Source organism: Cecembia lonarensis LW9 (assembly GCF_000298295.1).
Classification (GTDB): Bacteria; Bacteroidota; Bacteroidia; order Cytophagales; family Cyclobacteriaceae; genus Cecembia; species Cecembia lonarensis.
Window position 1 is genome coordinate 13,823 of the sequence record NZ_AMGM01000036.1, and the last position, 25,481, is coordinate 39,303.

Here is a 25,481-nt window from a genome sequence, read left to right on the forward strand (position 1 = left end):
TGCCATGCCAACAAAAATGGGCATGTACTTTTAAATCCATACGGTAGAAATCACTTAGTTTCTTCTATTGGTTAGTATTTAATACTTGATTTTAATTCGACCGTACACGGACGTTATTGTCCGAAAAATAGCTACAGATTTTTTTTAAAGTTTCTTTTTTTAAGAATTAGGGGTATTTGCTATGGCATGGATGTGGTATTGATAATTTAAAAAGTACTAGGAAGGATAGCTGATTCCATTTATTGTACCGCGTAAGAACTCTTAAAAAATATGTTGAAAAAACTACTTCAAAATCGCGTTTCGGGGCTTTGCCAAACATAAGTTGACCTTTTTTATCAATTTATTTGGACTGGCTTTGGGTTTATGGGCCACCATTTCCATCGGCTTGTGGGTTAAGAGCGAACTTGGAATGAACCATTCATTTTCTGAGATTGATCAGGTATATCGGATTATGGAACACCAGCGCTATGGGGCTGATATTTTCACCACCAATTCCACACCAGGTGTTTTGGCCGCTGCCTTGAAAGAAGAGTTTCCTGAAGTGGAGCGTTCGGCTTGCTATTCTTGGAATGAGACCCAGCTATTTGTAGTAGGAGACACCAGACTTAACTTATCCGGTTTTTATGCTGAACCTGATTACCTTCACATCATGCAGTACAATTTATTGCATGGAAGCAGAGACTTGGCTTTAATAGATCCCAATCATATAGTATTGACAGACGAGGCGGCTATTAAACTTTTTGGGAAGACAGATGTCATTGGGGAAACTGTTACACTTAAGGAAACTGATGGAGAAGCATCATTTTTAGTAACAGGGGTAGTTGAGCGCAATCCGCAAGAAGTAAGCAGCATGTTTGAATTCATCATTGCTGCTCAATTCTGGTTTGACAAACCATATAATGCATGGCTAAAGCATTGGGGAAACAATGGGCCAAGTACCATTCTAAAACTGCATCAAGGTTCAGATGGAAATGCTTTTTCTGATAAGATAGGAGATTTTATCGCACAAAGAAATGAGGGCAGCAATGTACAGCTCTTCGCTTATCCCCAAAAGGACCTTTACCTCTACGGAAGTTTTAAGGACGGATTACAGCAAGGAGGTAGAATCGAATATGTGAGGTTATTCTCCATTATCGGGCTATTTGTTTTATTGATTGCATGTATCAATTTTATGAACCTCTCCACTGCAAAGTCCCAAAAGCGATCTAAGGAAGTTGGGGTCAGAAAAGTGGTAGGGGCAGAGAAAAATCAATTGGTCTATCAGTTTTTGACAGAATCCATTTTAATTTCAATGGTTGCTGGGGCAATGGCCTTATTGCTAGTGGAACTGACCTTACCTATCTTCAATAACCTTACCGGTAAGTCAATGGTCATCCCTTACGCCAGTGTACTGTTTTGGATTCAGTTTTTTATGGTACTGCTTATTACCGGCTTTGTAGCGGGAAGCTATCCTGCATTTTATTTATCTGCGACCAAGGTGGTGGCGGTTTTCAGAAATTTCACTAAGTCCGGAGGGGGAGTAGTTGCCGCTAGAAAAGGTCTTGTGCTTTTTCAGTTCATCTTGGCCACCATGTTGATTTTGGCCACTATCGTGGTTTTTAAGCAAATCAATTTTGCGCTGAATAAGGATTTGGGCTACAATAAGGACCAATTGGTGCAGGTGCAGCTGGAGGGAAGGTTGTTTGACAACTTTGATGTTTTCAAGGAGGAATTGAAGCAGCTTCCAGATGTTCAGGAAGTGACCCGTTCCACACATTCATTTTTGGGAAGGATGTCCAATACAGGTAGCGTTTCTTGGGAGGGCAAAGACCCAGATTTCACAGCATTGTTTGAAATCATAAGGGTAGATTATGATTTCATTGAGACCATGGGATTACAATTGATCAAAGGAGAGAATTATTCAATAGATCGGGCTTCCGATTCCTTGTCAAAAGTCATCATCAATAAAAGGGCCTTTGAGCTCATTTCACAAGATCATTCCGATCCTGTCAGTTTGACTTGGGACGATGAGTTACAGATTCTTGGTGTAGTGGAAGATTTTCATTTCCAGAGTTTCCATCAGGGAATGGAACCTGCTATTATTTTCCTCGACCCTACCTTTGCTTCAAAAGCATACATTAAAGTTTCTCCGGAGCACATGAAGGAGACATTGGAAGAGATCAAAAAAACAGTGGAAGCTTTTGAGCCCTTGTTCCCTTTTCAATTTAGCTTTATGGATGACAGTTATGCCAGTATGTATGTAGAAGATATACGCACCCGGGAATTGGCCAAGTATTTCAGCATCCTGACCATTCTGATTTCCTGTTTGGGTCTTTTTGGACTCTCCGCCCATATAGCAGAACAAAAAACCAAAGAGATCGGCATCCGAAAGGTTCTGGGGGCAAGTACCTTATCCATTCTTCATGTGATCAATAAAGAATTTATCATGATTGTTTCCATTTCTGTTATGATAGGTTCAGCCCTTGCCTATTGGTTGATACAGGATTGGTTGGACGGATATGCCTACAGGATTGATTTCGAGTGGTGGTTTATTCCAATGGCCATTGGGGTGATTTTCACGATTGCTTATGTAACGGTTAGTCTGCAGGCCTTAAAAGCAGCCCAGGTGAATCCTTCTACGACATTAAAAAGTGAGTAATTTTCCTCTTGGATAAAATAGACGGAGCCAAGGGAGGTTTGATGGTATAAATAACCTCCTTTTTTTACCTTTTCTTATTATCTTAAAATTATTTAAATTCAGATATGGGAAAAGACGAAAGCAAAAATTTGGTCAAAGAGCCTGATCTGAGTTATGGTAATTATACTTATGCCGATTACCTGACCTGGGATATGGAGGAGATGGTGGAGCTTATCAAAGGGAAAGTCTTTAAAAAGGCTGCAGCAGCTCCCAAAAGAATCCATCAATGGTTGACAGGTAATTTACATACTGAAATGAATTTGTTTTTGAAAGGCAAAAAATGCCAGGCTTATATTGCCCCTTTTGATGTCAGGCTTCCGGTCAATTCAAAGAAAGATGATAAAATCCCCACTGTTGTCCAGCCTGACATCTGTGTTGTTTGCGATATGGATAAGCTGGATGATAGAGGTTGTATCGGTGCGCCGGACTTGGTGGTGGAAGTCCTTTCCCCTGGCAACAAGCAGGTTGAACTCCAGCACAAATACGAGGTCTATGAAGAATCCGGGGTTAAGGAATATTGGCTGGTAGACCCCGAAGGACAGATTGTATTGATCTATACCTTGATTCGGGGCAAGTACCAATCTACCAGGATAATGACCATCGGTGATACTGCCAAGTCCTCGGTTATCGAGGGATTTGAGTTGGATTTGGAGGAGTTCTTTGCTGAGATAAAATAAAATACCCCCAAAGAGGATGGAAATTTTTAGGGATTATTCCCAATACTTGAGGTAACCCCTCTGGGTGTAGGTAATCCATTCTTTACCGTAGACCAGGTGTTGGTTTCAGAAGAATTTATCCGGTTCAATTGGACCTGTTCCAATATATCCTCAGGTTATTGGTGGACCTTCCTGAAGCTATCATATCCAATTTGCCATCACCGTCCAAATCTGCCATTTGTAGATCCTCACAGGACATGCCGTTTTTATCAATCCAGTATTCCTTGGTTTGGGTAAAGTTGTTGTTTTCTGAATAGTACATTTTGATTCCCATTTCTCCGGAATCATTTTTTGCACGCCAACCAATTACTAATTGTGACCTGCCCTGATTCAAAAAATCAGCGATGAGTATTCCATGTCCTTCTTTGATCTTATCGTCTAATACCAACCTGGATAGGTGTTCCTTTTTAAATTTGCTATTTGAGGAAAGATAAGCCGTTACCATATTTCCATGAATGGGCTCAATACCTCCCAACATCCACCTTCCAGGTGTTAGCTGTCCCATTCTAAGTTCTCCAAAACTTTGGTCTTTGACCAGCCATTCTCCTTTAGAACTTGATTGCCATTGGTTATTTTGGAAAGTAAAAACTTTGATTCCTTCTTTTCCACCGATCAGTACGGATTCACCTTCGCCCTTCCCAAAATCAACTATTTCGAGATTATGGGTCACATGCATTTCTGTAGGAACAATCTGATGGTTCCATTTACCGGTCCAGTCTTTGGGCGGTTTGTAAGCAATGATGTTAACCCCATTTCCTTCACCCCCTTTGTTTCCAATTCCATGTAGCGGAACCATGATGAGATGGTATTCACCATTGGATGTTTTTGCCCAGCGCATGCGGTGAACGGTAGGTTCATGGTATAATTCAACAGCTTTCCACTTTTTGGTAGGATCTTCAGGCCGGACTAAATAATGTACCGAGCCTGATTTTTCTTTATCTGAAGTTTCTCCGGGATTCCATTGTGCCCCCACTACGATTTCTACCTTTCCATCCCCATTGATATCTCTTGCTGCGATACAGACATTGTCGTATTCTGTCAGGTTTTCTATCATGACAAAGCGTTTCCAGTCTCCGTTGCGGTACCAAACAAATTCCTTTTTATCTGCCAAAAGAATATCGGGTTTGCCGTCTCCGTCCACATCTCCTATGACAATTCCATATCCTATGGCCACATTGTTATCAATTTCCTGGATTTCAAATTGAGGTTCAAGGGAATGCCAGGTGAAAAGAAAAGGCCATAAAATCAATAAATAGTTCATCTGCTGGAATTTGGGTTATAGGTAAATATAATCTATTCCCCATAGAGACACAAAGATCACAGAGGCGCACAAACAGGTACGTTTAGCCTTACCTTGTAGGCTATTTGGGATAAGCAAATTTCTCTATGACAAAAAATAAAAATAAAAACCTTAATATCTCCATTCTTGGTATTCTCTGTGCATTTTTAAAAAATTTATTTAAGAACCGGTTGATACATAATTTTTTATATTTTTAACTTTTTCCAAATCTTAGTTATGAAAAGAAGAAACTTTCTGACAGGTCTGTCATTGGGTTCAGGAGCCCTAGCCCTGCAACCATTTCAAACAATAAAAGCAGCTGAGAATTATGCTTTAGGTGAGCTCCATATTTCTGAAAATAGAAAGGTTTACCGGGCTGATATCATCATAGCTGGCGGTGGATTGGGAGGGGTCGCAGCCGCTCTGGCTGCTTTGAGAAACGGTTGTTCTGTAGTCATGACAGAAGAAACGGACTGGATAGGAGGACAAATTACCCAACAGGGAGTCCCACCGGACGAACATCCATGGATTGAAAACCATGGGGCACCGGAATCTTACAGGGCTTTCCGGACGGGTGTAAGAAACTATTACAGGAACAATTATCCAATGACCCCTGAGGCATCCTCAAATGAATTTTTAAATCCTGGTAATGGTGCTGTTTCCCGTCTCTGCCATGAACCCAAAGTGGCTTTGGCTGTTCTGCATGCTTTTTTAGCCCCTTATGAAAGTGCAAGGAAATTGGTTTTATTGACCAATCATAAAATTAAATCAGCTGAAGTAAAAGGAAATAAAGTACAGTCCCTGAATGCAGAGTCCTTGCAATCGGGCACAGAAATCCAACTTATTGCGCCCTATTTCGTGGATGCCACTGAATTAGGGGATTTATTGCCATTGACCCAAACAGCTTATGTCACAGGCACGGAGTCAAAAGCACAGACAGGGGAATTACATGCGCCGGAAATAGGGGACCCTGAAAACAACCAATCCTTTACGGTTTGTTATGCCATGGATTATGTCAAAGGAGAAGATTGGACCATTGACAAGCCTGAACAATATGATTTTTGGAAAAGTTATGTGCCGGACCTTAGACAGCCTTGGCCTGGCCCTATGCTTGGGCTACATTACTCCAATCCCCAGACATTGGAACCCAAAAATCTGGGTTTTCATCCGGAAGGTTTACCAACAGGAGACATGTTGAATCTATGGCTTTATAGAAGGATTTTGGATAAGGAGAATTTCAAAACCGGTTTTTATAAAGGAGATATTACTTTGGTCAACTGGCCACAAAATGACTATATCCCAGGCAATATTGTGGATGTCAGTCAAGATGAATTCCAAAAGCATTTCTATGGAGGAAAGCAATTAAGTTTGTCATTGTTGTATTGGTTACAGACAGAAGCCCCTAGACCGGATGGAGGAAAAGGCTGGAAAGGACTTCGCCTCAGAAATGATGTGATGGGTACTGAGGATGGAATGGCCAAATATCCTTATGTGAGGGAATCAAGGAGAATTAAGGCTTTATTTACTGTTTTGGAGGAACATGTGGGGAAAGAGCAGCGCGCACAGGTTTCCGGTCTTTCAGGCGATGCCCTAAAAGCGGCTGAATTTTTTGACAGTGTGGGTATTGGGTATTACCATATTGACCTGCATCCCAGTTCGAAGGGAGACAATTACATCGACTTTCCTTCTCTACCTTTCCAAATACCTTTAGGCGCACTAATACCTCAACAAATGGAAAACCTCATTCCAGCCAATAAAAACATAGGCACCACCCATATCACTAATGGCTGTTACCGGTTACATCCGGTGGAATGGAGCATAGGGGAGGCTGTAGGGATGCTCATTCCCTTTGCTATGTCCCAACATGTAAGTCCCAAAACGGTCAGGGAAGACCGACAGCTCCTGAAGGCATTCCAGGTAATGATCAGGGAACAAGGTGTTGAGACAGCGTGGCCTAAATAAGACTGTTCTTTTTTTATTGTCCGTCTGCGGGCAAAAGTGTACGACATTTTCCATGCCACATGCTTGAAATGGCCGATTTTTAAGCCTATCAAGCGTTTTCCATCATGGCACAATGATAGATATATAATCTTTGGCTATTCAAAGCATTTGCCCTTTGGAAGCTAAACCAACGATTATTGACTATTAAAGATTGATAAGGCCATGTGGAAAAACTATTTTATCGTTTCTTTAAGAAACCTAAAAAAAAGGAAACTATATGCCGGGATTAACATCCTAGGGCTTACTGTTGCGATTGTAAGCTTTTTAGCCATTGCACTTTTCATTCATCATGAGGCTACTTATGACAGTATGTACAAAGATGCTGATCGGGTGGTCAGGTTTGTCCAAAAATTTTCTATGGGTGGTGAAGAACAGGTGGTTTCCATGACACCTTCTGCTCTCGTTCCTACTGTCATGGAAGAAATAGAGGAAGTGGAGGTAGGAACATTGGTTTTTACCTATTCCTCCGTCTTGGTGGACGCCGGAGAAGGAAATCAGGAAGAGGACAATTTTGCTTTTGTTGATGAGAATTTTTTCGAGATTTTCGATTTAAAGCTTTTAGCTGGAGGAGAGGGGAAATTGCTTGCTGAACCCAATCAGGTGGTACTGACCGCATCAACTGCAGGGAGGTACTTTCAAAAACCATTTGAGGCGGTGGGACAAACCATCAAAATTGATGGAGCAGATTTCCTGGTGACTGGAATTGTAGCTGATTTCCCAAGCAATAGCCACCTTAATTTTGATCTGCTGGCTTCTTTCATCACCACGAGACACGGTAAAAATCCACAATGGAGTCCTGCCAACTATTATTCCTATGCCAGACTGACCCCTTTGGCGGATCGTGAAGTATTTGCCCGGAAGCTCGATCAAATGGTGGAAAAATATTTTGGTGAAGAAATGAGGAGTTATGGTTTTGAGGTAAAGGTGTTGTTCCAACCTTTGACATCCATTCATTTGGGCTATAGCCAGTTAAAAGAAATTAAGCCTGCGATGGATATCAAGAATCTTTACATCTTTGGATCGGTCGCCATCCTTCTGATTTTTATCGGTATCATCAATTACGTGAATTTAGCCACAGCCGAGGCCACGGAGAGAAACAAAGAAGTTGGTCTTAGGAAGGTATTGGGGGCAGATAGACCGCAACTTTTTGGACAATTTATCTCTGAATCAATGATTTTGTCTTTCAGTGGCTTAGTTTTCAGCTTGATTATACTCTTTTTATTGAAAGGGTTTTTTGAAGGGTTTTCAGGAGTTCCTTTAATTTTTGATTTGTTGATCAGTCCATTCGGAATTTTGATCCTCTTATTGCTGGTTCTATTGATTGGTTTTTTCTCAGGGTTTTATCCAGCTTTGATTCTGTCAGGAATGGAACCCTTAAAAGCATTGGGTAAAAAAATCACCAACCTTTCTTCAGGTGCCTGGCTTAGAAGAAGCCTGGTGGTGTTCCAGTTTTTTGTTTCCATCAGTTTATTACTGGCAACATTTATTGTCAAAAACCAGCTGGATTACATGCAGGAAATCAACCTTGGATATGAGCGGGAGCATGTGGTCGCTTTGAAATACCATTATAATATGGGCGAAAAACTACCAGCCTTCAAAAGCGAAATGGAAAGAACCGGAACTGCACAATCAATGAGTTTGAGTAATGCCCTACCTATTTTTATCCGGTCCGGTTATTCATTATCACCAGGAGGGGATAATGACAAGGATTTAATGATCACCGGTTTTGCGGTAGACTATGATATCGTTCAAACGCTGAATTTGAATTTGCTTGCAGGAACTGGTTTTTCAGAAAATGATGTCCACCATACTGCAGCCTATGAGGGCAATGGGGAGTTGAATGTGATTTTAAATGAAGCAACCCTCAAGGAGTTGGGGTGGACGGTTGAAGAAAGCATTGGCAGGAAAGTTAATTTTAATGGGGTTTTATCCAATGTTAAAGGAGTGGTACAGGACTTTTACTTCAGTTCCCTTCACCATCAGGTAGGCCCATTGATCATTTTTAAGCAACCACAGGAAGCTTCGTGGATATTGGCCAAATTACCCAAAGGAAATCCTAGAGAAACGATGGCACAATTAGAACAGGTTTGGAAAGGTGTTTATCCTGATCGGCCATTTAATTATCGTTTTCTCGATGAGGAATATGCCAACATGTACCAAACAGAGCAGAATATTTCCAGAATCTTCCAGCTATTTTCCGGTATTGCCATTTTCATAGCCTGTATGGGACTCTTTGGCCTGGTTTCCTATGTAGCCCTAAGAAGAAGCAAGGAAATCAGTATCCGAAAAGTATTGGGTGCCGGTACTGGAGATGTGCTAAAAGTGCTCTCGGCGGATTTCTTTGTCCTTTTAAGCCTCTCTGCATTTCTTTCCATAGGTTTTGGCCTTTGGTTTAGCCAAGAATGGCTATCAGGTTTTGCCTATAAATCAACAGTTTCCCCATTGGTTTATTTGCTTTCAATAGGCTTGGTAAGCTTAATCGCCCTGCTGACCATTGGTTATCGGACGGCAATGGTATTTGTACAGAGCCCAATAAAGAACTTGAAGGAAGAATGATGGGGAGAGAAAAGAAGCAAGAAGCAAGAAACAAGAGCAAAGAAACAATCAAGTTAAGATTTGAATGTCCAATTGAAGACTGAAAAACCACTGGAAATCGTGAAAAAATCAACCATCTACTTAAGCAACTTATACTTTAAGGCATAAAAAAATAATAACCAAAATACGAATAACATGCTATCTAACTATTTGAAAATATTTATCAGGAACCTGAAAAAGAATCCAGCTTACATGTTCATTAATATTTTGGGGCTATCAGTGGGTATGGCGGCCAGTATATTGATATTTCTTTTTGTTCAGCATGAGTTGAGTTATGATAAGTACCATGAAAAATCAGATCGGATATACCGAATGTCACGCTCATTTTTCAACCAAAATGGGGAAGTAAACCTGCACCTTGGTCACTTGGCCCCATCATTTGGCCCATTGCTGAAATCAGATTTTCAACAGGATGTGGAAGAGGTGGTAAGGGTGATGAATACCAACCTGGTCCTGAAAGATGAGGATAATATATTTGAAGAAAACCGATTCTATTTTACCGATCCGGAAATTTTCAATGTGTTTTCTTGGAGAATAGTGGAGGGAAACCCGGAAGCAGCCTTGAATTTTCCTGATGGATTGATCATTTCAGAAAGCATGGCCAGGAAATATTTTGGTGATGCAGATCCCATGGGTAGAACTTTGGAGTTAAAAGCAGGTCCGGTATCTGCCAATATGCAGGTCCGGGCGGTAATGGAAGACATTCCTGAAAATTCCCATTTCAAGGCAGATTTCTTGGCTTCTATGGAATTGGTAACAGATTTCTATGGTGGCTATGAGCAAATGATGAAAAATTTTGGCTCCAACAATTTCGGTACCTACCTTTTGCTAAGGGAGGGTGTGGATATAGCTACTGTTGAAGCTCAGATTCCTGATTTCCTTAATCGGCATATTCAGGTTGGGGAGGATGGTTCTCTGCCTTCCACTTGGACAGCCCTTCATCCTTGGCTTATTACTGATATCCACTTGCATTCCAATCTGGACTCAGAATTGGAACCAAATAGCAGCATTGAATATGTCTTTATTTATACAGCCATTGCCATTTTTATTTTGCTGATTGCCTGCGTCAACTTTATGAATTTGGCTACGGCCAGGTCTGCAAAAAGGGCCTTGGAAGTAGGTTTAAGGAAAGTGTTAGGCGCTGAGAAACAGTTGCTGATAGGTCAGTTTATGAGTGAGACCATTTTGATGACCTTGATGGCTGCAGTTATTGCCCTGCTTTTATCTTGGCTAGCGTTGCCTGTTTTCGGTAATTTCACTGGGAAAGACCTGAGTATGAATTTACTGGAGCACCCCGACTACTTATTTGCTTTGTTAGTCTTGGTGCTATTTGTTGGGATGATTGCAGGGAGCTATCCTTCCCTTTTTCTTTCGGGATTTCAGCCGGTTAAAGTAATGAAGGGTACCTATAAAATTTGCTCTATCCATGAAAAATTCAGATCAGCCTTGGTCATTGGCCAGTTTGCCATTTCCATCATTTTGATAGTAGCTGTCTTGGTGGTAGTCCGTCAGCTGGATTATATGAAGAATAAGGAATTGGGCTTTGAGAAGGAAAGGATTGTGGTACTTCCGGCTTATGAGGAACTGGTGGACAATTATGAAAATTTAAGACAAAGATACTTACAACACCCCGGAATAGAATCTTTAGCTTTGGCTTCCAGGGTGCCTTCCGGAAGGTTGTTGGATGCTATGGGAACCCGTGCCGAAGTCAATGGGGACCTGACAACCATGGATATCCGGTTGGCAGATATTCATGTCAGCCACAACTTTATGGAGACCTTTGGTATTGAAATGGCTGCAGGACGGGATTTTGATTTTCAATTGGCCTCAGACAGTACTCAGGCATTCTTGCTGAATGAATCTGCTGTCAGGGCCATTGGATGGGCTTCTGCTGAGGCCGCCATAGGCAAAGCGCTACATTATGGTCCAAGGAGGGGTTATGTCATCGGAGTGGTCAAGGATTTTCATTTTGAATCCCTTCACCAACCCATCAGTCCCATGGTATTTATGATTCCGGATACCAGGTTCAATTTGGTCGCCATCAGGTTGAAGCAAGGTTTTGAAGAAGAGTCCATTTCCTATTTGAGAGAAGAATGGATTGCCTTAAAGCCGGATTTTCCCTTCAATTATTTTACCATCGAAGATAGGTTTGAGCAGCAGTATGAAGCAGAAGAAAAAGTAGGAACAGTTTTCGGTTTCTTCGCAGGATTGGCCATTCTGATCTCTGTTTTGGGCTTATTCGGCCTTTCGGCCTATGCTACCGAGCAACGTACCAAGGAAATTGGTGTCAGAAAAGTAATGGGGGCCAGTGTCAGTAATATTGTCCTGCTTTTAGGAAAGGATTTTCTCAAGTTGGTGCTTTTCGGCTTCTTAATCGCTGTGCCTATTGCTTGGTATGGCATGAATTCCTGGTTGGATAGCTTTGCATACAGCATATCCATATCCTGGTTTGTTTTTGCCTTGGCAGGATTTATAGCGGCATTTATCGCTGCTTTGACGGTAAGTAGCCAATCTATGCGAGCGGCAATGATCAACCCAGTGGATGCTTTTAAGGTGGAGTAGGGGGTTTCCTTTGAGGTTTTAAGAACTTCGAAGGTCTTTAGAGAAGCGAGAAGCAAGAGATAAATAGTTCGGGAATATAAAGACGGATTTCGGAAGTAGTTGGACAGTAATTTCGGGATTCTGAATAAAGAATTCGGAACATCCAAGCAACTAATTATAATAATTTTCAATCTATAGTAGGTAAACTTAACAAAGATTCATTCCAATCCACCATGTTAAAAAACTATCTCAAAATCGCATTTAGAAATCTGAAAAAACGAAAGGCTTTTTCGATTATCAATATCTTAAGCTTGGCCTTAGGGCTAACAGGCGGTATTTTTATGCTGGTCTATGCATTGGATGAATTTTCTTATGACAAATTTCATCAAAATGGAGACAGGATTTACCGGGTCAATACGGTGTTTTTAGATGCCAAATCAGGAGATGAAAGTTATAATAGTACCAATGGTTGGCCTGTGGGTAAAATTCTGGAATCGGATTTTCCGGAAGTAGAAAATGTGGTCTATACCATTACTTGGCCAAGATTGGATGTGAAGACAGATTCGGAAATACTCAGTCCTAAAATGGCTTATGTTTCAGCGTCATTCTTTGAGGTTTTTTCTTTTGAACCAATTAAGGGTTCCCCTTCATCAGCTTTATCTCAACCCTATCAAGCCGTCATTACCGAGGGGATGGAAAGTAGACTATTCAAAGACCAGGATGGATTAGGAAAGGAATTTTTTCTTGCCGATTCCATCCCTGTAAAAGTAGGGGCAGTGGTTAAAGATGCCCCTGCTAACTCCCATATTCAATTTGAAGTCCTGCTTTCCCAATCCACCTTCGAAAGGATTATAGGATTGGAAGATTATCTGTCAGGTTGGGGAAATATCAATATGACCAATTACCTTATGCTGAAGAAAGGGACAGATGCTGAAGCTTTCAAGGCTAAAGCCAGGTCTCTCTATATGGATCATGTTGGTGACATGATGCGTTCATGGGGTACAGAAGCTTTACTTTATTTTGAACCTATGAAGGATATTTATCTTAGGTCAAAGGCAGGTAATTCTCTTGGGACCTTAGGAAGTATTGAAAGGGTATATATGGTTTTGGGGATTTGTCTCTTTACGATTCTTTTGGCCTGTATCAATTTTATCAATCTATCCACTGCTCGATCTGTGGATCGTTTCAAAGAGGTTGGATTAAGAAAAGTAGTAGGTTCGTCCAGAATGGCACTAATCACACAGTTTATGTCAGAAGCTTTCGTGATGTCGATCCTTGGTCTTCTGGTTGCCATTTTTATGGCAGGTTTGATGATGCCTGTTTTCAACGAATTGGTTAATAAAACTTATGCCCTGGAAAGTCTCTTGAAACTAGAAATTCTTCTTGGATTAACTGCTTTGTTAATGTTGATAAGCCTTTTAGCAGGTTATTATCCAGCTTTACATCTGTCCGCATTACAACCTGTTAAGATCCTAAAAGGTAAGTTTACCCCTGGAAACTCCGGTCTTAATTTAAGGAGAGCATTGGTCGTGTTTCAGTTTTTTATCTCCGTATCCTTAGCGATAGCGACTTTAGTTGTACTCAATCAGTTAGACTATATGCAGCAGAAGGAACTAGGCTTTGCTAAAGACGAAATTTTGGTAATCAACGCTTCTAAACTATCCAAAAACAGAATCGAAAGTTTGAAGAACGAATTGGGAGGTATTGCCGGAATTCATCGTGTAACTTATTCAAACGGTATTCCCGGAAGGCCGGGTTGGCTAGGGCAAATCGCCTATCCCGAAGGAAGAGAGGCTGAGAATCCTGTTTCCGTAGAATACTTATCCGTGGATGAGGATTACCTTATGACCTTAAATCTGGAACTGATTGCAGGTAGATTTTTTGATCCTGAGCGGGAAACTGACCGTAATGAAGGTTTGGTTCTTAACGAAAGAGCTGTTAGGCAATTCGGATGGAATAGTCCGGAAGAAGCTTTAGGACAAAAAATTGTATCTCCTTCGACAACACCGCAAGGAACGGTGATAGGCGTAGTGAGGGATTACCATCAATTGGGATTGCAACAGACCATTCATGGGATTGCTATGGATTGGGCCCCTGAATACTCATATTGGTTATCCCTTCGTTTTGATCCTGGACAGACCACTGCTATTCTAGAAACACTAAATCAAAAGTGGAAGGATAACTTTATAGCATCTGACTTCAAACATTTCTTTCTGAATGAAGATTTTGAGAGGCTTTACCAAGGCGAACTGCGGATGGCTAAGATGTTTAGGCTTTTTGCCGGTCTAACATTACTGATTTCCCTGATAGGGTTGCTGGGTTTGGTTCTCTTTATGATAGCATCAAGGGCCAAGGAAATGAGTATCAGAAAAGTTTTGGGTGCAGGAGTACCGCAAATTGTCTATAGCCTTTCAAGGGAATTTATGATTTTGGTGGTCATTGCTTCTGTGTTGGCAGTTCCAATGGCATGGTATTTTGGAAAAGAATGGCTAAAGAATTTTGCTTACCGTTCAGAGATAACACCTATGTCAATGGCTGCAGTGGTATTTGGGGCCTTATTGGTTACTTTTTTGATGGTAGGTTTGCAGGCTTTGATGGCAGCATACAAGAATTCAGTTGAGGGTTTAAGAAGTGAGTAGAGTAGATCTGAATAGCACTGGGGATTTATGGAGGTTTTCATAAGATTTTTTTTATTGCAGTTTAAAAAGTTGGGGCGTCAAGCAATCCGTTTGATTCATATCGTCCATTTGCGGTCAGTTTTGTTCGTCTTAATAACGCTACATGTAAAAAAACGTCCAAATTTCGATTTTTTAGCCGATTTTCATTGGTACGGGAATTGGCAAGGGTAGTTTGTTAAGTTTATTATGGGAATAAATTGTTAGATGATGCTTAGGAATTACTTCACCATTGCTTTTAGGAACATCCTACGAAACAAAGTCAGGGCCTTGGTTCATGTATTGGGACTTTCCTTGGGGATTGCCATTTGTCTCTTGATTTTTAATTTGGTATGGCATGCCTATAGTTTTGATAGATTTCACCCTGATTCCGATAGGATTTTCAGAATCAATACCATAGCAGAATGGGAACCAGGAAATTCTTTCCAATCCTCTGCTACCAATGGACCATTGGGAGAGGTGATAGATGAAGAATTGGCCATACTGGAATCCAAGGGCAGGTTATATACTTTGTATGAAACCATGGTGGAAATACCCGAGGAAAATATGGTTTTTGGAAGGTCTGATAGGGTAGCCTTTGCTGATCCGGGGTTTTTCCGGATTTTCCCGAGGGATTGGTTGGCAGGAAATCCAATGACAGCCCTTCAAGAACCCAATACCGCAGTCATAACCGAAAGCAGCATGAAGAAATATTTTCCCGGACAGGAAGCCAAGGAGGTTTTGGGGAAAGTCATGCAATGGACGGATGCAGGCGATGTCTACACTGCCCAAATCACCGGTGTGGTGGCCGATTATAACCAAAATACGGACTTTATTTTCAATGATTTTTTGTCCTTCAGCACCATCTCCCATATGGATAAGGAAGATTGGTATGGGTTGCACAGTTGGACCAATCTCAATACGGCCAGTCAGTTATTTGTTAAGATTCAGGAAAGTGGAAGCAAAACTATTCTGAATGATCAATTAGCTGTCATTGCAAAAAAATACTTACCGGAAGAAGAAGGCAACACTACCTTTATTGGAGAACCTTTGGCCGAGTTGCATTTTAGTGAGAACTATGATGATACGGCTATTTCCAAGGACTTATTGAAAGGATTAATATACATTGGAATCATTATTTTGTTTTTGGCCTGTTTGAATTTCATCAACCTTGAAACTGCCTTGGCCATCAACCGCGCCAAGGAAGTGGGCATAAGAAAGACCTTGGGTTCAGACCGGGGCCAACTTGTATTCCAGTTTTTGAGTGAAACTTTTGTGTTGGTCAGCTTGGCTTCTCTATTTGCTGTTTTCATGGCAGACTTAATTCAGGCGTATTTTAAAACATACTTTCCAGCTAATTTTCTATTTACTTCCTTCAACACGATAAGCATAGGTTTTTTGGTTGTCAATGCTTTGGTACTCACTGGCCTCACGGGATTATACCCAGCGCTATTTTTATCCAAATATCAACCTCAAAGGGCCTTGAAAGGGGAATTGCTGGAGACCAGAGGTTTTTCAATGGGTGTGTTCCTAAGAAAGAATTTATCCGTACTTCAGTTCGCAGCTTCCATTGCTTTTATCATAATGGTGGCTGTGCTGAGCAGTCAGATGAAGTACATTACTTCCCAACCTTTGGGTTTTTCAAAAGAGGCTGTTTTGTTTACCCAATTACCCTTTATGGGAGATAAGGAGCAAAGAGAAATTTTAGCCGAAAGGATCAGAAATGAAAGTTTTGTAGAAGGCGTCAGCCTGAGCGGAAATTTGGTGTCCTCCAATTCCATTTGGACTTCAGATGCTTATGCCATGGTGGATGGGCAAGAACAGCAACTTAATGTCCATGTGATGAACGTAGACTCTGCTTTTGTTACCGTGCATGAAATCCCCATTCTTGCAGGCAAGTCTTTAGGTAAAACTGCTCAGGAAATTGTGGTCAACCGTAATTTTTTGAAGGAATTGGGAGCGGAAGATCCCCATGACCTATTGGGTGCTACCATTCGCTTTGGCAGAGATGAAAATACCATTGTAGGCGTAGTGGATAATTTCAATGCCAGAAGTTTAAGGGAAGGTATCATGCCTATGATTCTCACCAATCGGTCGGACTACCAATATTTGTTGATCGCTAAGTTATCCAATCAACAAAATCTGGCCTATGCCAAAGAAAGGCTAGAGTTATTGGTGAATGAGGTGTATCCTTTCGAGGAGGCCGGGTTTAATTTTATGGATGAGGTGGTGGAAGGCTTTTATGAGGATGATAGGAAAATCCAGCGTGTTCTGGGTTTTGCAGCAGGGGTGGCCATCCTGATATCCATTTTAGGTTTGTTTGGTCTTTCTTCCTTCACTATTGCCCAAAGGACCAAAGAAATCAGTATCAGAAAAGTATTGGGAGCAGGAATTGGACAAATCCTGTTGTTGGTATCCAAGCAATATCTCTGGCTGGTGTTGGTTTCCTTTGTATTGGCAGCATATCCTGCCTATTACCTCAGCGATCTGTGGTTGCAGGAATATGCGTACCGGATTGATATGCCCTTTTTATTATATGTGGCAGTTGGCTTAGGAGTGATGGTACTTGCTCTCCTGGTTGTAGGTTTTCATTCCCTGGGCGTGGCAAGAACGAACCCGGCGGAAGTCTTGAAGAGCGAGTGAGGAGAGAATTAGATACTAGATGCGAGAAGCGAGCTTGTCTACCTTTAGGTAGGAGATAAGAGACGAGAGGCAAGAAACAAGAAGCAAGATGCAAGAAACAAGTTGTTTTGAAGAAGGGTCCAAACCTGCCTGCATACGGTCAGCTCTTCCTTGGCCGGCAGATAAGCCCGCCTTCTTCGGGCAGGTCAGAAGACTTGAACCAGGTGGGTTTAAAAAATATTCAACTCAGTTTTTTTAAGAACTGAGATGGTGTCAAGATGGGAAGTACTGTAGAATTAAGTTTAAGAAAATTTTTGTCAGAAGTTATGATGCCATCTAATTCATGGTCTAAGCAAATAAAGTAATGAATAGCATCTTCCAAATCATTTTTATTGGATTGCATGGCCTGAATGACATGTTTTCGACCCCCTTCCAAAAAATTGAAATTGTCCAAAATCACTTCTAAGATTTTTATGGTGACATCTCTGCCTTTTGCTTGTTCTAAAAAATAAATGCAGGTTTGAAGCGTAGATAGTGTTATAAATGCTTCAATTTTCCCATCATCAATTAATGTATAAAGTTGGTTAAAGTCCTCTGAATTCGATTTTCTTTGAAGAAAAAAATCCAAAAGGACATTTACATCAAAGAACAACTTAGTCTCCATGGATTTTTGATGCTTTGTAAGCTTTTTTCCAATCCATTTCCTTTGGGAATTCTATTTTAGAAGGGGGGAGGCTTTTTACAAAATCTACGAGTCCAATCTTGGTCTTAATTCTTGATTTGGGTTTTAAAATGGCTTCAAAGTGCTCCTCAACTAAATTAGACACGCTTATATCATTGTCCTCTGCGTATTTTTTGATTTTCTTTATCGTTTCTTCCTCAATAGTGATATTCAATCTCTTTTTCATAGCTAATAAATATACGTATAAAAATAGAATATGCGTATAAATTTGTCTCAATTTTTTAATTTTCCCTACTAGGCCAGGCTTTAAGTACTTTCTTACATAGCCCTCTTTTTTGTCCGCCAGCGGACGAAGATGTTCGCCAAAAATCAGTTGCCAAGGATCAAAAAAGGCCTTAATCGCTAGATTAGGGTCTTTTTTTATGGCATAAATTTAGGATTCTTATTTCCTGAAAAGTATAAAATGATATATGCTATCATCAGTCCTTTACAAGTACTATTGATTCTTAATTCTAAAATCTAAAATGATAACACTTTCCAATATCGATAAATACATAGAGTCCCGTTTTCAACGGACGTTTATTCTCAAAGGGATTGACCTGAATATTGAGCAGGGAGAATTCGTCACCCTGATGGGGCCTTCGGGAGTAGGGAAATCCACTTTGCTCAATATCATTGGACTTTTGGATGAGGATTATGAAGGCATATATGATTTTGAGGGGAGATCTGTCAATGCCATGAAGGAAAAGCAAAAATCCGCCTTGCACAAATCCGAATTCGGCTACATTTTCCAAGCCTATCACCTTATCGATGAGCTCACTGTATATGAAAATATAGAAACGCCTTTGTTGTACCGGAATGTGGCTTCCGGTGAAAGGAAAAGCATCATTGCAGATTTACTGGACCGGTTCAAGATGGTGGCCAAAAAGGACCTTTTTCCAGAGCAGCTTTCCGGAGGTCAGCAGCAGTTGGTGGGTATAGCCAGGGCAATAGCCGGCAAGCCAAGGGTGCTATTGGCGGATGAACCCACCGGCAATCTACACTCATCCCAGGCAAAGGAAATCATGGAGGTATTTAAAGAATTGAATAAAGAAGGAACCACCATTATCCAGGCCACCCATGCCCGAGAAAATGCGGATTACGGGACCAGGTTAATAGAAATGTTGGACGGAAAAATTGATAAGGACATAGCGATATGAAACACGTATTTAAATTGATGGCTTCTCTGGTTATTGGACTTTTATTCTTTGAAAAAGTAGTGGCACAGGACACCATTCCTATGTCTTTTCAGGAAGCTGTTCAGTTGGGTTTATCTCAGAATATTGATTACCTCAAATTATTGAACCAGCAGGAAGTTTTGAAAGTAGAAAGGCTCAATGCCCAATTCAATCATCTTCCGAGGGTAAACCTTTCCAATGACAACTTCCGGCAGATAGGTCAGCAATTCCAGCAAGTAGAAGGGGAGTTGATCGTGACCAATGAAATCAATAATATCATTTCTGGCCGGATTAATGCCAACATGCCCATTTTTAATGGCTTTAGAAGGACCAATGATACCAAAGCAGGCAGAAATTTGGAAGATGCGGGTAAATTTGGAATTGAAAGGGCAAAGCAGGAAGTGATGTTCAACATTGCCCAGCAATACCTTCAGGTCCTGTTGGATGAGGAATTGTATAACATAGCCTTGGAAAACCTGGAAAATCAGAAAAAGCAATTAGAGCAAATTGAAGGTTTTGTAGAGGCAGGTTTGAGAACCCTTTCTGATTTATACAACCAACGCTCGGAGGTGGCCCGTTTGGAGGCGGTGGCCATCGATGCCAAAATCCAATGGGAGTCTGACTTGTGGGATCTGGCGGAGATGCTTCAGCTTGGCCCCAATATTTTGCCTAAGCCTGAACAAGTGTCTTTGGAGAAGTTAGAAAGTGAGTGGCTGGGTATGGGACTTGGTGAACTTTACGCTATAGCCTTGGGGCAGCGGAAGGATTACGGACAATTGATGTTGTTGGAAAGTGCCAATAAAAACCTGTTGGCTTCTGCCAAGTCTGCCTATTTACCACAATTGAATGCTTTTTTCAATTACAGCACTTTCTTTACCTCATTAGATGATAGAACTTTCAGCAATCAGTTTTTCACCATCTTTCCCCAAAGGTCATTTGGTGTGAGTCTGTCGGTCCCTATATTCAATAATTTTGAAAACAGAGCATCTGTAGCGAGGTCAAGGGTAGACTTTCAAAACCAGCAATTGGACAAGTTAGCTTTGGAAAGAAGAATTACTCAGGAGGTAAAAATGGCTTATGAAAATTATCGGGGAGCCATCAGAAGGGAGTCCGCTACCCGGGTGCAATTGGAAGCAGCTGAGGAAGCGCAAACTGTCATTGCAGAAAGATTCAGATTAGGGGTAAGTAATTTTGTAGACTTGGCCCAGGCCAATCAACAGCTTGTCACTGCCCAATCTGACTTTGCACAGGCCCAGTATACGCTGTATTTTCAGGAATTGATGTTGAAGTTTGCATTAGGTGTCTTGTAATTGACAAATTATGCCAAGCATAGTTTTGGTAATGTTTGTATGTCAAATTTATTCAAATGGGAGGGAGCTGAAAGCAAAACCTGCTCACTCTGTTCGTATGGTCTTTTTTCTTATTCAATCACTCAGGTAAGTCTGGATTCCTAAAACGAAAAAAGCCCGATGTAAACATCAGGCTTTGATTTCGCAGAGAGTGGGGGATTCGAACCCCCGGTACGGAATTACCCGTACGACAGTTTAGCAAACTGCTGGTTTAAGCCACTCACCCAACTCTCTATAATTTTATATTCTGCCCGTACGACAGTTTATTCGCCGCGGCGAATGGTTTAAGCCACTCACCCAACTCTTTTTAGGCTATGCCTAAACAGCTGTGCAAATATAAATCATTCTGCATCAATTTAGCAAAATGTATTGTCCAAATAATGCAGCCATAGGGTTTATTTTGATATCCAAACAATTAAAAGCTTGTGGTTCAAGGAGAAATTTTTTTTAAAAAAATGGATTTTATTCCAAACTTAATAGGCAAATCATATTTGAGCTTACTCCCTATTTTTCATAGGAATATTCGGTAGATATATTGCTGATTCAACATTAGGAAAATAAAATTTTATGGATTAATAAACCGTGAATTTATTAGTAGTTATTTAAATAAAAAATAAAATATTAAAACATGAATTTTCTTGAACCCTTCATTATATTTGTTTAATTGATAAGGATATTTCATGTTTGTTTTGAATTATTCCAAGGATAAAATACCCTGTTAATGGTATTTTTATTCCGATTAGGGTTGCCTATCTTTGATATAGGTAGAGGCAAATAGAACCGTTGAACTGAAACATATTGAATGATAAAATTTTACGTTGATGATTATTAAATCTATTCATGGAACATTTTCCATTTGTAGCAGTGGAAAAGATGCTGACAAATTACTTGTAAAATCAAAAGATAAGGAGAGTCTTACCAGAATATTTGATGGACAACGAATCGTTCAGAGTGAGGCAGAAGAAGAAAGCTTTTTTGTTAGCCTATGTAAGCAGGAATTTGCCCATATTTTAATACTTATGGTTAAGGAAATTAATTATCCAGATATTCAATCCGTTTTTGTAGGGTCAAACTCAAAATCAGATGAAGTTTTGGTTTAAACCTTATTGGCATGAAATTCATAAATTTTGTTTTAAAAAGAGGAATTTTGTAGAACAAACAATAGGGTAAAATAAAATGATTTTTTAGAATAAAATTTTATTAAAAAAATTAAACAAAAGTATATTTTATTTTTTCTTTTTCTATTTTTACGTTGTGGTAATCATAAATCTGCCAGCTTACCTGTTTTATCCAACAGTAGTTTTCCCATGCTTAAAATCCAAGAATTGGAATACCTTGTACCGGACTTTTTGAAAAATTCGGATTTACTCTATGTCAGTGTAATGGACAGTGAGGGTCAGATTTTTTTGTCCAACAATTTGTTTAAGCAGCTTTTTAAACCATTTGGTACAGATAATTATGAAAAGAACTTTTTGGAGATTTGCCATAAGAGAAATCAGTGGGATTTTCATGATTTTTTGATTCAGGTGATTGAAAAACCCAACCATAAAATCCATGTGGATTTGGTTCATGCTCATAATTTATTGATAAAGTGGGAATTTTCTACTTTGCAAAATGAAGAGGGGGATTTTGCCGGAATATTGGCTGTTGGGCATAAATTTTTTGAAGGAACATCATTAAAAGGACAGGAAAGCCATACTTTAAAGCCTGATATTACAGCTGAAGTGAAGGTGAGTTTGGATTTCAATTGGGAAATTACAGATGCTAATCTTGCTGCAGAAACATTCTTTGACAGGAAATTTAATGAACTCATAGGTAAAACAATTTGGCAGGTTTATCCAGACTTGAATGTTTACCAGCACGCTTTAGAGTTTAAAAAGGCCAGAGAGACCAAGTCAATGCGGGTTTTTGAAGAATTCAATAGTAAGAATGGGAGATATTATAAGGTTTTTGTTTATCCTAAAAACCTAGGCTTGGATTTGGTGTTTCGTGATGTCACAGAGATTCAAGGTCTTTCAGCCCAACTCCTAAAAACAAAACTCACATTGGAGGCCCTGATGGAACATAGTCCAGAAGAGATATTTTTTGTAGGAAAGGATTTAAGAATCTTTGGTTTCAATAACAGAGCCAAATTATGGGTGAAAGAGCAATTTGGGAAAACTTTGAAAAATGGTGATAAATTTTTAAATTTTTTACCTGGCGATATGGATGAAGTGTTTTTAAAATACATGGAGGAGATTTTAGCTGGACAATCGCTACAAATACATAAGGAAGTGTTACAACAACCCTACGGCAATGCAATTTGGTTTGCCCATAATTTTTACCCCTTAAAGGAAAAGGATGCCTCAGTACGTGGGTTTGTATATGCCATGAAAGATATCCACGAGGATAAAATGAGTAATGACAAACTCAAAAAACAAAATAAGATCATGAGGGAGGTGATTCATACCCAATCCTCGACACTAAGATCTCCTCTTTCCTCTATATTGGGTCTTTTGGAACTAATTGATAAAAACCAATTGGACAAAGAAAACAAAAAATACTTCTCTTTACTTAAGCCACTTGCTCAGGAGTTAGATAAGGTTATCCGCAATAACTCTAAACAGGTTTCTGATTTAGACTGATCAGTTTTTATATTTCTTTTACCTCCCTACAATTCATTTGACTACCTTCAACTTTGCTGTTTGATTCACAATTTCCAAACAATTATAGAAACATTATGTTTCAAAGACAAACGCTAAGAGTCATGAAAGAATTGTTAAAAAGTTACAATGCTAAGTCCAATGGAAACAGTAACGGTAATGGGACTCTAAATCACGAAAGCAAGTTGTTGATAAAGGATGCCCTATTTGTCAGAAATAAGGGTAACTTGGTCAAGGTAAAGTTTAAAGATATCATCTGGATGAAAGGGGATGGTAATTATACTACCTTAGTCACAAGAGATAATGTGTATTCCTTGAGGAATATTTTGAAAGAATTCGAAACGGTGTTGCCCCAAGATGATTTCATTAGGATTCATAAAAGTTACATTGTACGCCTAGATGAGATTACAACAATCAATCCTAGGGAAGTCACTGTAGGAAAAGATACGGTTCCTGTTGGTAGAACTTACTTTCAGAATTTAATTAATGGTATTAATAAATTAGGCTCTGGAAACAATGATTAATTTCATTGTTTCCAGAGCAGACTACTATCTCCATAACTCAGGAACCTGTAATCATTTTTTAAGGCTTCCTGGTATATTTTCCTCCAGTCTTTACCTGTATAAGCGGCAACCAGCAAAATCAGTGTGGAAGAGGGTTGATGAAAATTAGTTACTAAACCATCGCAGACTTTAAAGTCATATCCGGGCATGATAAAAATTTCAGTAGATCCGGTAATTTCCTTTAGCCCTTTACCGTCCATGAAATCTTCGACAGCTTGAAAGCTTTCAGACCTCGAAGGCAGGATTTTCAATTCGTGCTTATAGGGGTAAAGTTTGGGGATGAAAAACTGTTGATCCTGATCCAGCAAAAGCTTTACTCCATACCAATACAAACTTTCCAAACTTCTCATGGAAGTAGTACCTACGGCGATTACCTTTTCCATATGCTGTGCAAGTCGCTTTACGGTTTCCATTTGAACAACAACCTGTTCACTGTGCATGGGATGCTCGGTCACCTTTTCCTCCTTAATGGGTTGAAAAGTTCCTGCACTGACATGCAAAGTCAAAAATTCTTTATGTATGCCTTTATTTGCCAATTCCTCAAGGACGGTATCTGTAAAGTGCAGTCCGGCAGTAGGAGCGGCCACTGCTCCTTCTTTTTTGGAGTAAACTGTTTGATACCTTGGCTTATCTTCATCCGTAGCTTCTCGATTGAGATAAGGGGGTAGGGGAACTTCACCGGAAGCTTCAACAATGGATACAAAAGGAATATCTTCGCCTGTCCAGCTAAAAGAAACCGTTTTTTGATCTCTGTTCAATAATTTAGCACTGATAACACATGGCTTTCCTTGAATAAAAACCTCTCCTTGAAGCACTTCTTCACCCTTCCATTTTTTTAAATTTCCGATCATTACCTCCCAAGTTACTTCTTGGGTTTGGATCATGATTTCATTAATGATGGTACTTGGGGCAAGTGGTTTGAGAAGGAATATTTCAATTTTTGCACCCGTTTCCCTTTGAAAAATCAACCTTGCAGGTATGACCTTGGTATTGTTGAAAACCATCAAACTTCCAGAGGGCAAGAGTTGTGGCAACTCATAGAAATGCTGATGGCTAATCTGCCCTGAATGGAAATGCAACAGTTTGGAATGGTCCCTTTTTTCTAGGGGAAATTTTGCTATTCTCTGTTCCGGTAGGATATATTCGTAGTCTGATAACCTGATATCCTCAATCGATGGGTATTTCAGCATATTTGGTCAGTTTTCAATAGAGTTGCAAATATAATACGCATGACAACAATTCTAAATAATTTAAAATTTCAGTGCCAACCCCACCTCTTAAAATTCAGGTTTGAGGCGGGAACTTCCCGGGGTACCTTGACTGAAAAGTGCAGTTTTTTTATTTCAGCTTTTGAAGAGGAAAAAGAGCAGGTAAAAGGTTGGGGTGAAGCTGGTCCTTTACCCAAGTTGAGTGAGGATGATATTCCTGATTTTGAACATCGGCTGAAAGAACTTTGCCATAGACTTTCCGGGGCAGTTATTCCTAAGACTATGATAGAAATATTAGATTGGGTGGAAGATAATATCCCTGCTGAGTTGCCAAGTATCCGCTTTGCTTTCGAGACGGCTTTACTGGACCTGATGCATGGAGGGAGTAAAAAGATTTTAGATAATTCCTTCTTTGATCAAGAAAAAGCCATTCCTATAAATGGGCTGATTTGGATGGGAGATAAAGAGTTTATGTTAGATCAGATTGATAGAAAGCTTGAAGAAGGGTACGATTGTATTAAAATGAAAATTGGTGCAATTGATTTTGATCAGGAATGTGCGCTGCTGGAATACATTAGAAACCGTTTTTCACCAGAGCAGATTACCATCAGGGTAGATGCCAACGGTGCTTTTCAAGTAGACCAAGCTTTGGAAAAACTGAAAAGGCTTGCAGCCTTTGCCCTGCACAGCATTGAGCAGCCAATAAGGCAGGGACAACAAAAACAGATGAAAGCG

17 protein-coding genes and 1 tRNA gene are annotated in these 25,481 nt (G+C 40.1%); 13 read left to right on the forward strand and 5 right to left on the reverse strand.

Annotation, left to right across the window (positions count from 1 at the left end; genetic code table 11):
- Window positions 1–322 precede the first annotated feature (322 nt).
- Window positions 323–2,638 carry an ABC transporter permease gene (locus tag B879_RS11865; RefSeq protein WP_238542129.1) on the forward strand — a complete coding sequence of 772 codons (2,316 nt, stop codon included), beginning with the start codon at window positions 323–325 and terminating at the stop codon, window positions 2,636–2,638.
- 104 nt (window positions 2,639–2,742) lie between these two features.
- On the forward strand, window positions 2,743–3,354 hold the full coding sequence (locus B879_RS11870) for a Uma2 family endonuclease (protein ID WP_009185425.1): 612 nt from the start codon (window positions 2,743–2,745) through the stop codon (window positions 3,352–3,354).
- A gap of 124 nt (window positions 3,355–3,478) precedes the next feature.
- Here the strand turns inward: B879_RS11870 and B879_RS11875 are convergent, their stop codons facing one another.
- A complete protein-coding gene (locus tag B879_RS11875) occupies window positions 3,479–4,654 on the reverse strand; it encodes an FG-GAP-like repeat-containing protein (RefSeq protein ID WP_009185426.1) in 1,176 nt (391 codons plus the stop codon).
- 255 nt (window positions 4,655–4,909) lie between these two features.
- On the opposite strand from B879_RS11875, the gene B879_RS11880 reads away from it, so the two are divergent.
- The 5 genes from B879_RS11880 (at window position 4,910) to B879_RS11900 (ending at window position 17,106) form a co-directional block, all read left to right on the forward strand.
- A complete protein-coding gene (locus B879_RS11880) occupies window positions 4,910–6,634 on the forward strand; it encodes an FAD-dependent oxidoreductase (protein WP_009185427.1) in 1,725 nt (574 codons plus the stop codon).
- Window positions 6,635–6,835: 201 nt separating this feature from the next.
- Window positions 6,836–9,229 carry an ABC transporter permease gene (locus B879_RS11885; RefSeq protein ID WP_009185428.1) on the forward strand — a complete coding sequence of 798 codons (2,394 nt, stop codon included), beginning with the start codon at window positions 6,836–6,838 and terminating at the stop codon, window positions 9,227–9,229.
- 174 nt (window positions 9,230–9,403) lie between these two features.
- Window positions 9,404–11,830 carry an ABC transporter permease gene (locus B879_RS11890; RefSeq protein ID WP_009185429.1) on the forward strand — a complete coding sequence of 809 codons (2,427 nt, stop codon included), beginning with the start codon at window positions 9,404–9,406 and terminating at the stop codon, window positions 11,828–11,830.
- Between the two features lie 212 nt (window positions 11,831–12,042).
- A complete protein-coding gene (locus B879_RS11895) occupies window positions 12,043–14,448 on the forward strand; it encodes an ABC transporter permease (protein ID WP_009185430.1) in 2,406 nt (801 codons plus the stop codon).
- A gap of 243 nt (window positions 14,449–14,691) precedes the next feature.
- Entirely contained in the window at window positions 14,692–17,106 is a 2,415-nt protein-coding gene (locus B879_RS11900; protein WP_238542130.1) for an ABC transporter permease, read from the forward strand.
- A 220-nt stretch (window positions 17,107–17,326) separates the two neighbouring features.
- Here B879_RS11900 and B879_RS11905 read toward each other — a convergent pair whose 3' ends face one another.
- Complete coding sequence (locus B879_RS11905) at window positions 17,327–17,749, reverse strand: type II toxin-antitoxin system VapC family toxin (RefSeq protein ID WP_009185432.1); 423 nt, start codon at window positions 17,747–17,749, stop codon at window positions 17,327–17,329.
- A complete protein-coding gene (locus B879_RS11910) occupies window positions 17,739–17,993 on the reverse strand; it encodes a DUF6364 family protein (protein WP_009185433.1) in 255 nt (84 codons plus the stop codon). Before B879_RS11910 ends, B879_RS11905 begins: the two co-directional genes overlap by 11 nt.
- Window positions 17,994–18,291: 298 nt before the next feature.
- On the opposite strand from B879_RS11910, the gene B879_RS11915 reads away from it, so the two are divergent.
- Both B879_RS11915 and B879_RS11920 read left to right on the forward strand, forming a co-directional pair.
- A complete protein-coding gene (locus tag B879_RS11915; protein WP_009185434.1) occupies window positions 18,292–18,966 on the forward strand; it encodes an ABC transporter ATP-binding protein in 675 nt (224 codons plus the stop codon).
- Window positions 18,963–20,294, forward strand: coding sequence for a TolC family protein (locus B879_RS11920; protein ID WP_009185435.1), 1,332 nt, complete (start codon window positions 18,963–18,965; stop codon window positions 20,292–20,294). Before B879_RS11915 ends, B879_RS11920 begins: the two co-directional genes overlap by 4 nt.
- Window positions 20,295–20,478: 184 nt before the next feature.
- Here the strand turns inward: B879_RS11920 and B879_RS11925 are convergent.
- Window positions 20,479–20,567 (reverse strand) — tRNA-Ser (locus B879_RS11925).
- Between the two features lie 587 nt (window positions 20,568–21,154).
- Between B879_RS11925 and B879_RS11930 the strand changes: the two genes are divergently transcribed.
- From B879_RS11930 to B879_RS11940, 3 genes are all read left to right on the forward strand, one after another.
- Window positions 21,155–21,433 (forward strand): hypothetical protein, encoded by a 279-nt coding sequence (locus B879_RS11930; RefSeq protein WP_009185436.1) that lies wholly within the window; start codon window positions 21,155–21,157, stop codon window positions 21,431–21,433.
- A 207-nt stretch (window positions 21,434–21,640) separates the two neighbouring features.
- The gene (locus tag B879_RS11935; protein ID WP_009185437.1) at window positions 21,641–22,957 is read left to right on the forward strand and encodes a PAS domain S-box protein; all 1,317 of its coding nucleotides are present in this window, start codon (window positions 21,641–21,643) and stop codon (window positions 22,955–22,957) included.
- Window positions 22,958–23,079: 122 nt separating this feature from the next.
- Window positions 23,080–23,499 carry a LytR/AlgR family response regulator transcription factor gene (locus tag B879_RS11940; RefSeq protein ID WP_040400608.1) on the forward strand — a complete coding sequence of 140 codons (420 nt, stop codon included), beginning with the start codon at window positions 23,080–23,082 and terminating at the stop codon, window positions 23,497–23,499.
- Between the two features lie 2 nt (window positions 23,500–23,501).
- On the opposite strand, the gene B879_RS11945 is transcribed toward B879_RS11940, so the two are convergent.
- Complete coding sequence (locus B879_RS11945; protein ID WP_009185439.1) at window positions 23,502–24,728, reverse strand: S-adenosylmethionine:tRNA ribosyltransferase-isomerase; 1,227 nt, start codon at window positions 24,726–24,728, stop codon at window positions 23,502–23,504.
- 39 nt (window positions 24,729–24,767) lie between these two features.
- On the opposite strand from B879_RS11945, the gene B879_RS11950 reads away from it, so the two are divergent.
- Window positions 24,768–25,481, forward strand: a 714-nt coding sequence (locus tag B879_RS11950) for an enolase C-terminal domain-like protein (protein ID WP_040400604.1), incomplete at its 3' end; no start/stop codon positions are given.

What these genes read in the sequence shown, in the direction of transcription:
- B879_RS11940 (WP_040400608.1), top strand. Translation starts at nt 23,080, where the DNA reads ATGAAAGAATTGTTAAAAAGTTACAATGCTAAGTCCAATGGAAACAGT.
- B879_RS11920 (WP_009185435.1), top strand. Translation starts at nt 18,963, where the DNA reads ATGAAACACGTATTTAAATTGATGGCTTCTCTGGTTATTGGACTTTTA.
- B879_RS11930 (WP_009185436.1), top strand. Translation starts at nt 21,155, where the DNA reads ATGATTATTAAATCTATTCATGGAACATTTTCCATTTGTAGCAGTGGA.
- B879_RS11900 (WP_238542130.1), top strand. Translation starts at nt 14,692, where the DNA reads ATGATGCTTAGGAATTACTTCACCATTGCTTTTAGGAACATCCTACGA.
- B879_RS11875 (WP_009185426.1), bottom strand. Translation starts at nt 4,654, where the DNA reads ATGAACTATTTATTGATTTTATGGCCTTTTCTTTTCACCTGGCATTCC.
- B879_RS11870 (WP_009185425.1), top strand. Translation starts at nt 2,743, where the DNA reads ATGGGAAAAGACGAAAGCAAAAATTTGGTCAAAGAGCCTGATCTGAGT.
- B879_RS11915 (WP_009185434.1), top strand. Translation starts at nt 18,292, where the DNA reads ATGATAACACTTTCCAATATCGATAAATACATAGAGTCCCGTTTTCAA.
- B879_RS11945 (WP_009185439.1), bottom strand. Translation starts at nt 24,728, where the DNA reads ATGCTGAAATACCCATCGATTGAGGATATCAGGTTATCAGACTACGAA.
- B879_RS11905 (WP_009185432.1), bottom strand. Translation starts at nt 17,749, where the DNA reads ATGGAGACTAAGTTGTTCTTTGATGTAAATGTCCTTTTGGATTTTTTT.
- B879_RS11895 (WP_009185430.1), top strand. Translation starts at nt 12,043, where the DNA reads ATGTTAAAAAACTATCTCAAAATCGCATTTAGAAATCTGAAAAAACGA.
- B879_RS11910 (WP_009185433.1), bottom strand. Translation starts at nt 17,993, where the DNA reads ATGAAAAAGAGATTGAATATCACTATTGAGGAAGAAACGATAAAGAAA.
- B879_RS11880 (WP_009185427.1), top strand. Translation starts at nt 4,910, where the DNA reads ATGAAAAGAAGAAACTTTCTGACAGGTCTGTCATTGGGTTCAGGAGCC.
- B879_RS11885 (WP_009185428.1), top strand. Translation starts at nt 6,836, where the DNA reads ATGTGGAAAAACTATTTTATCGTTTCTTTAAGAAACCTAAAAAAAAGG.
- B879_RS11935 (WP_009185437.1), top strand. Translation starts at nt 21,641, where the DNA reads ATGCTTAAAATCCAAGAATTGGAATACCTTGTACCGGACTTTTTGAAA.
- B879_RS11890 (WP_009185429.1), top strand. Translation starts at nt 9,404, where the DNA reads ATGCTATCTAACTATTTGAAAATATTTATCAGGAACCTGAAAAAGAAT.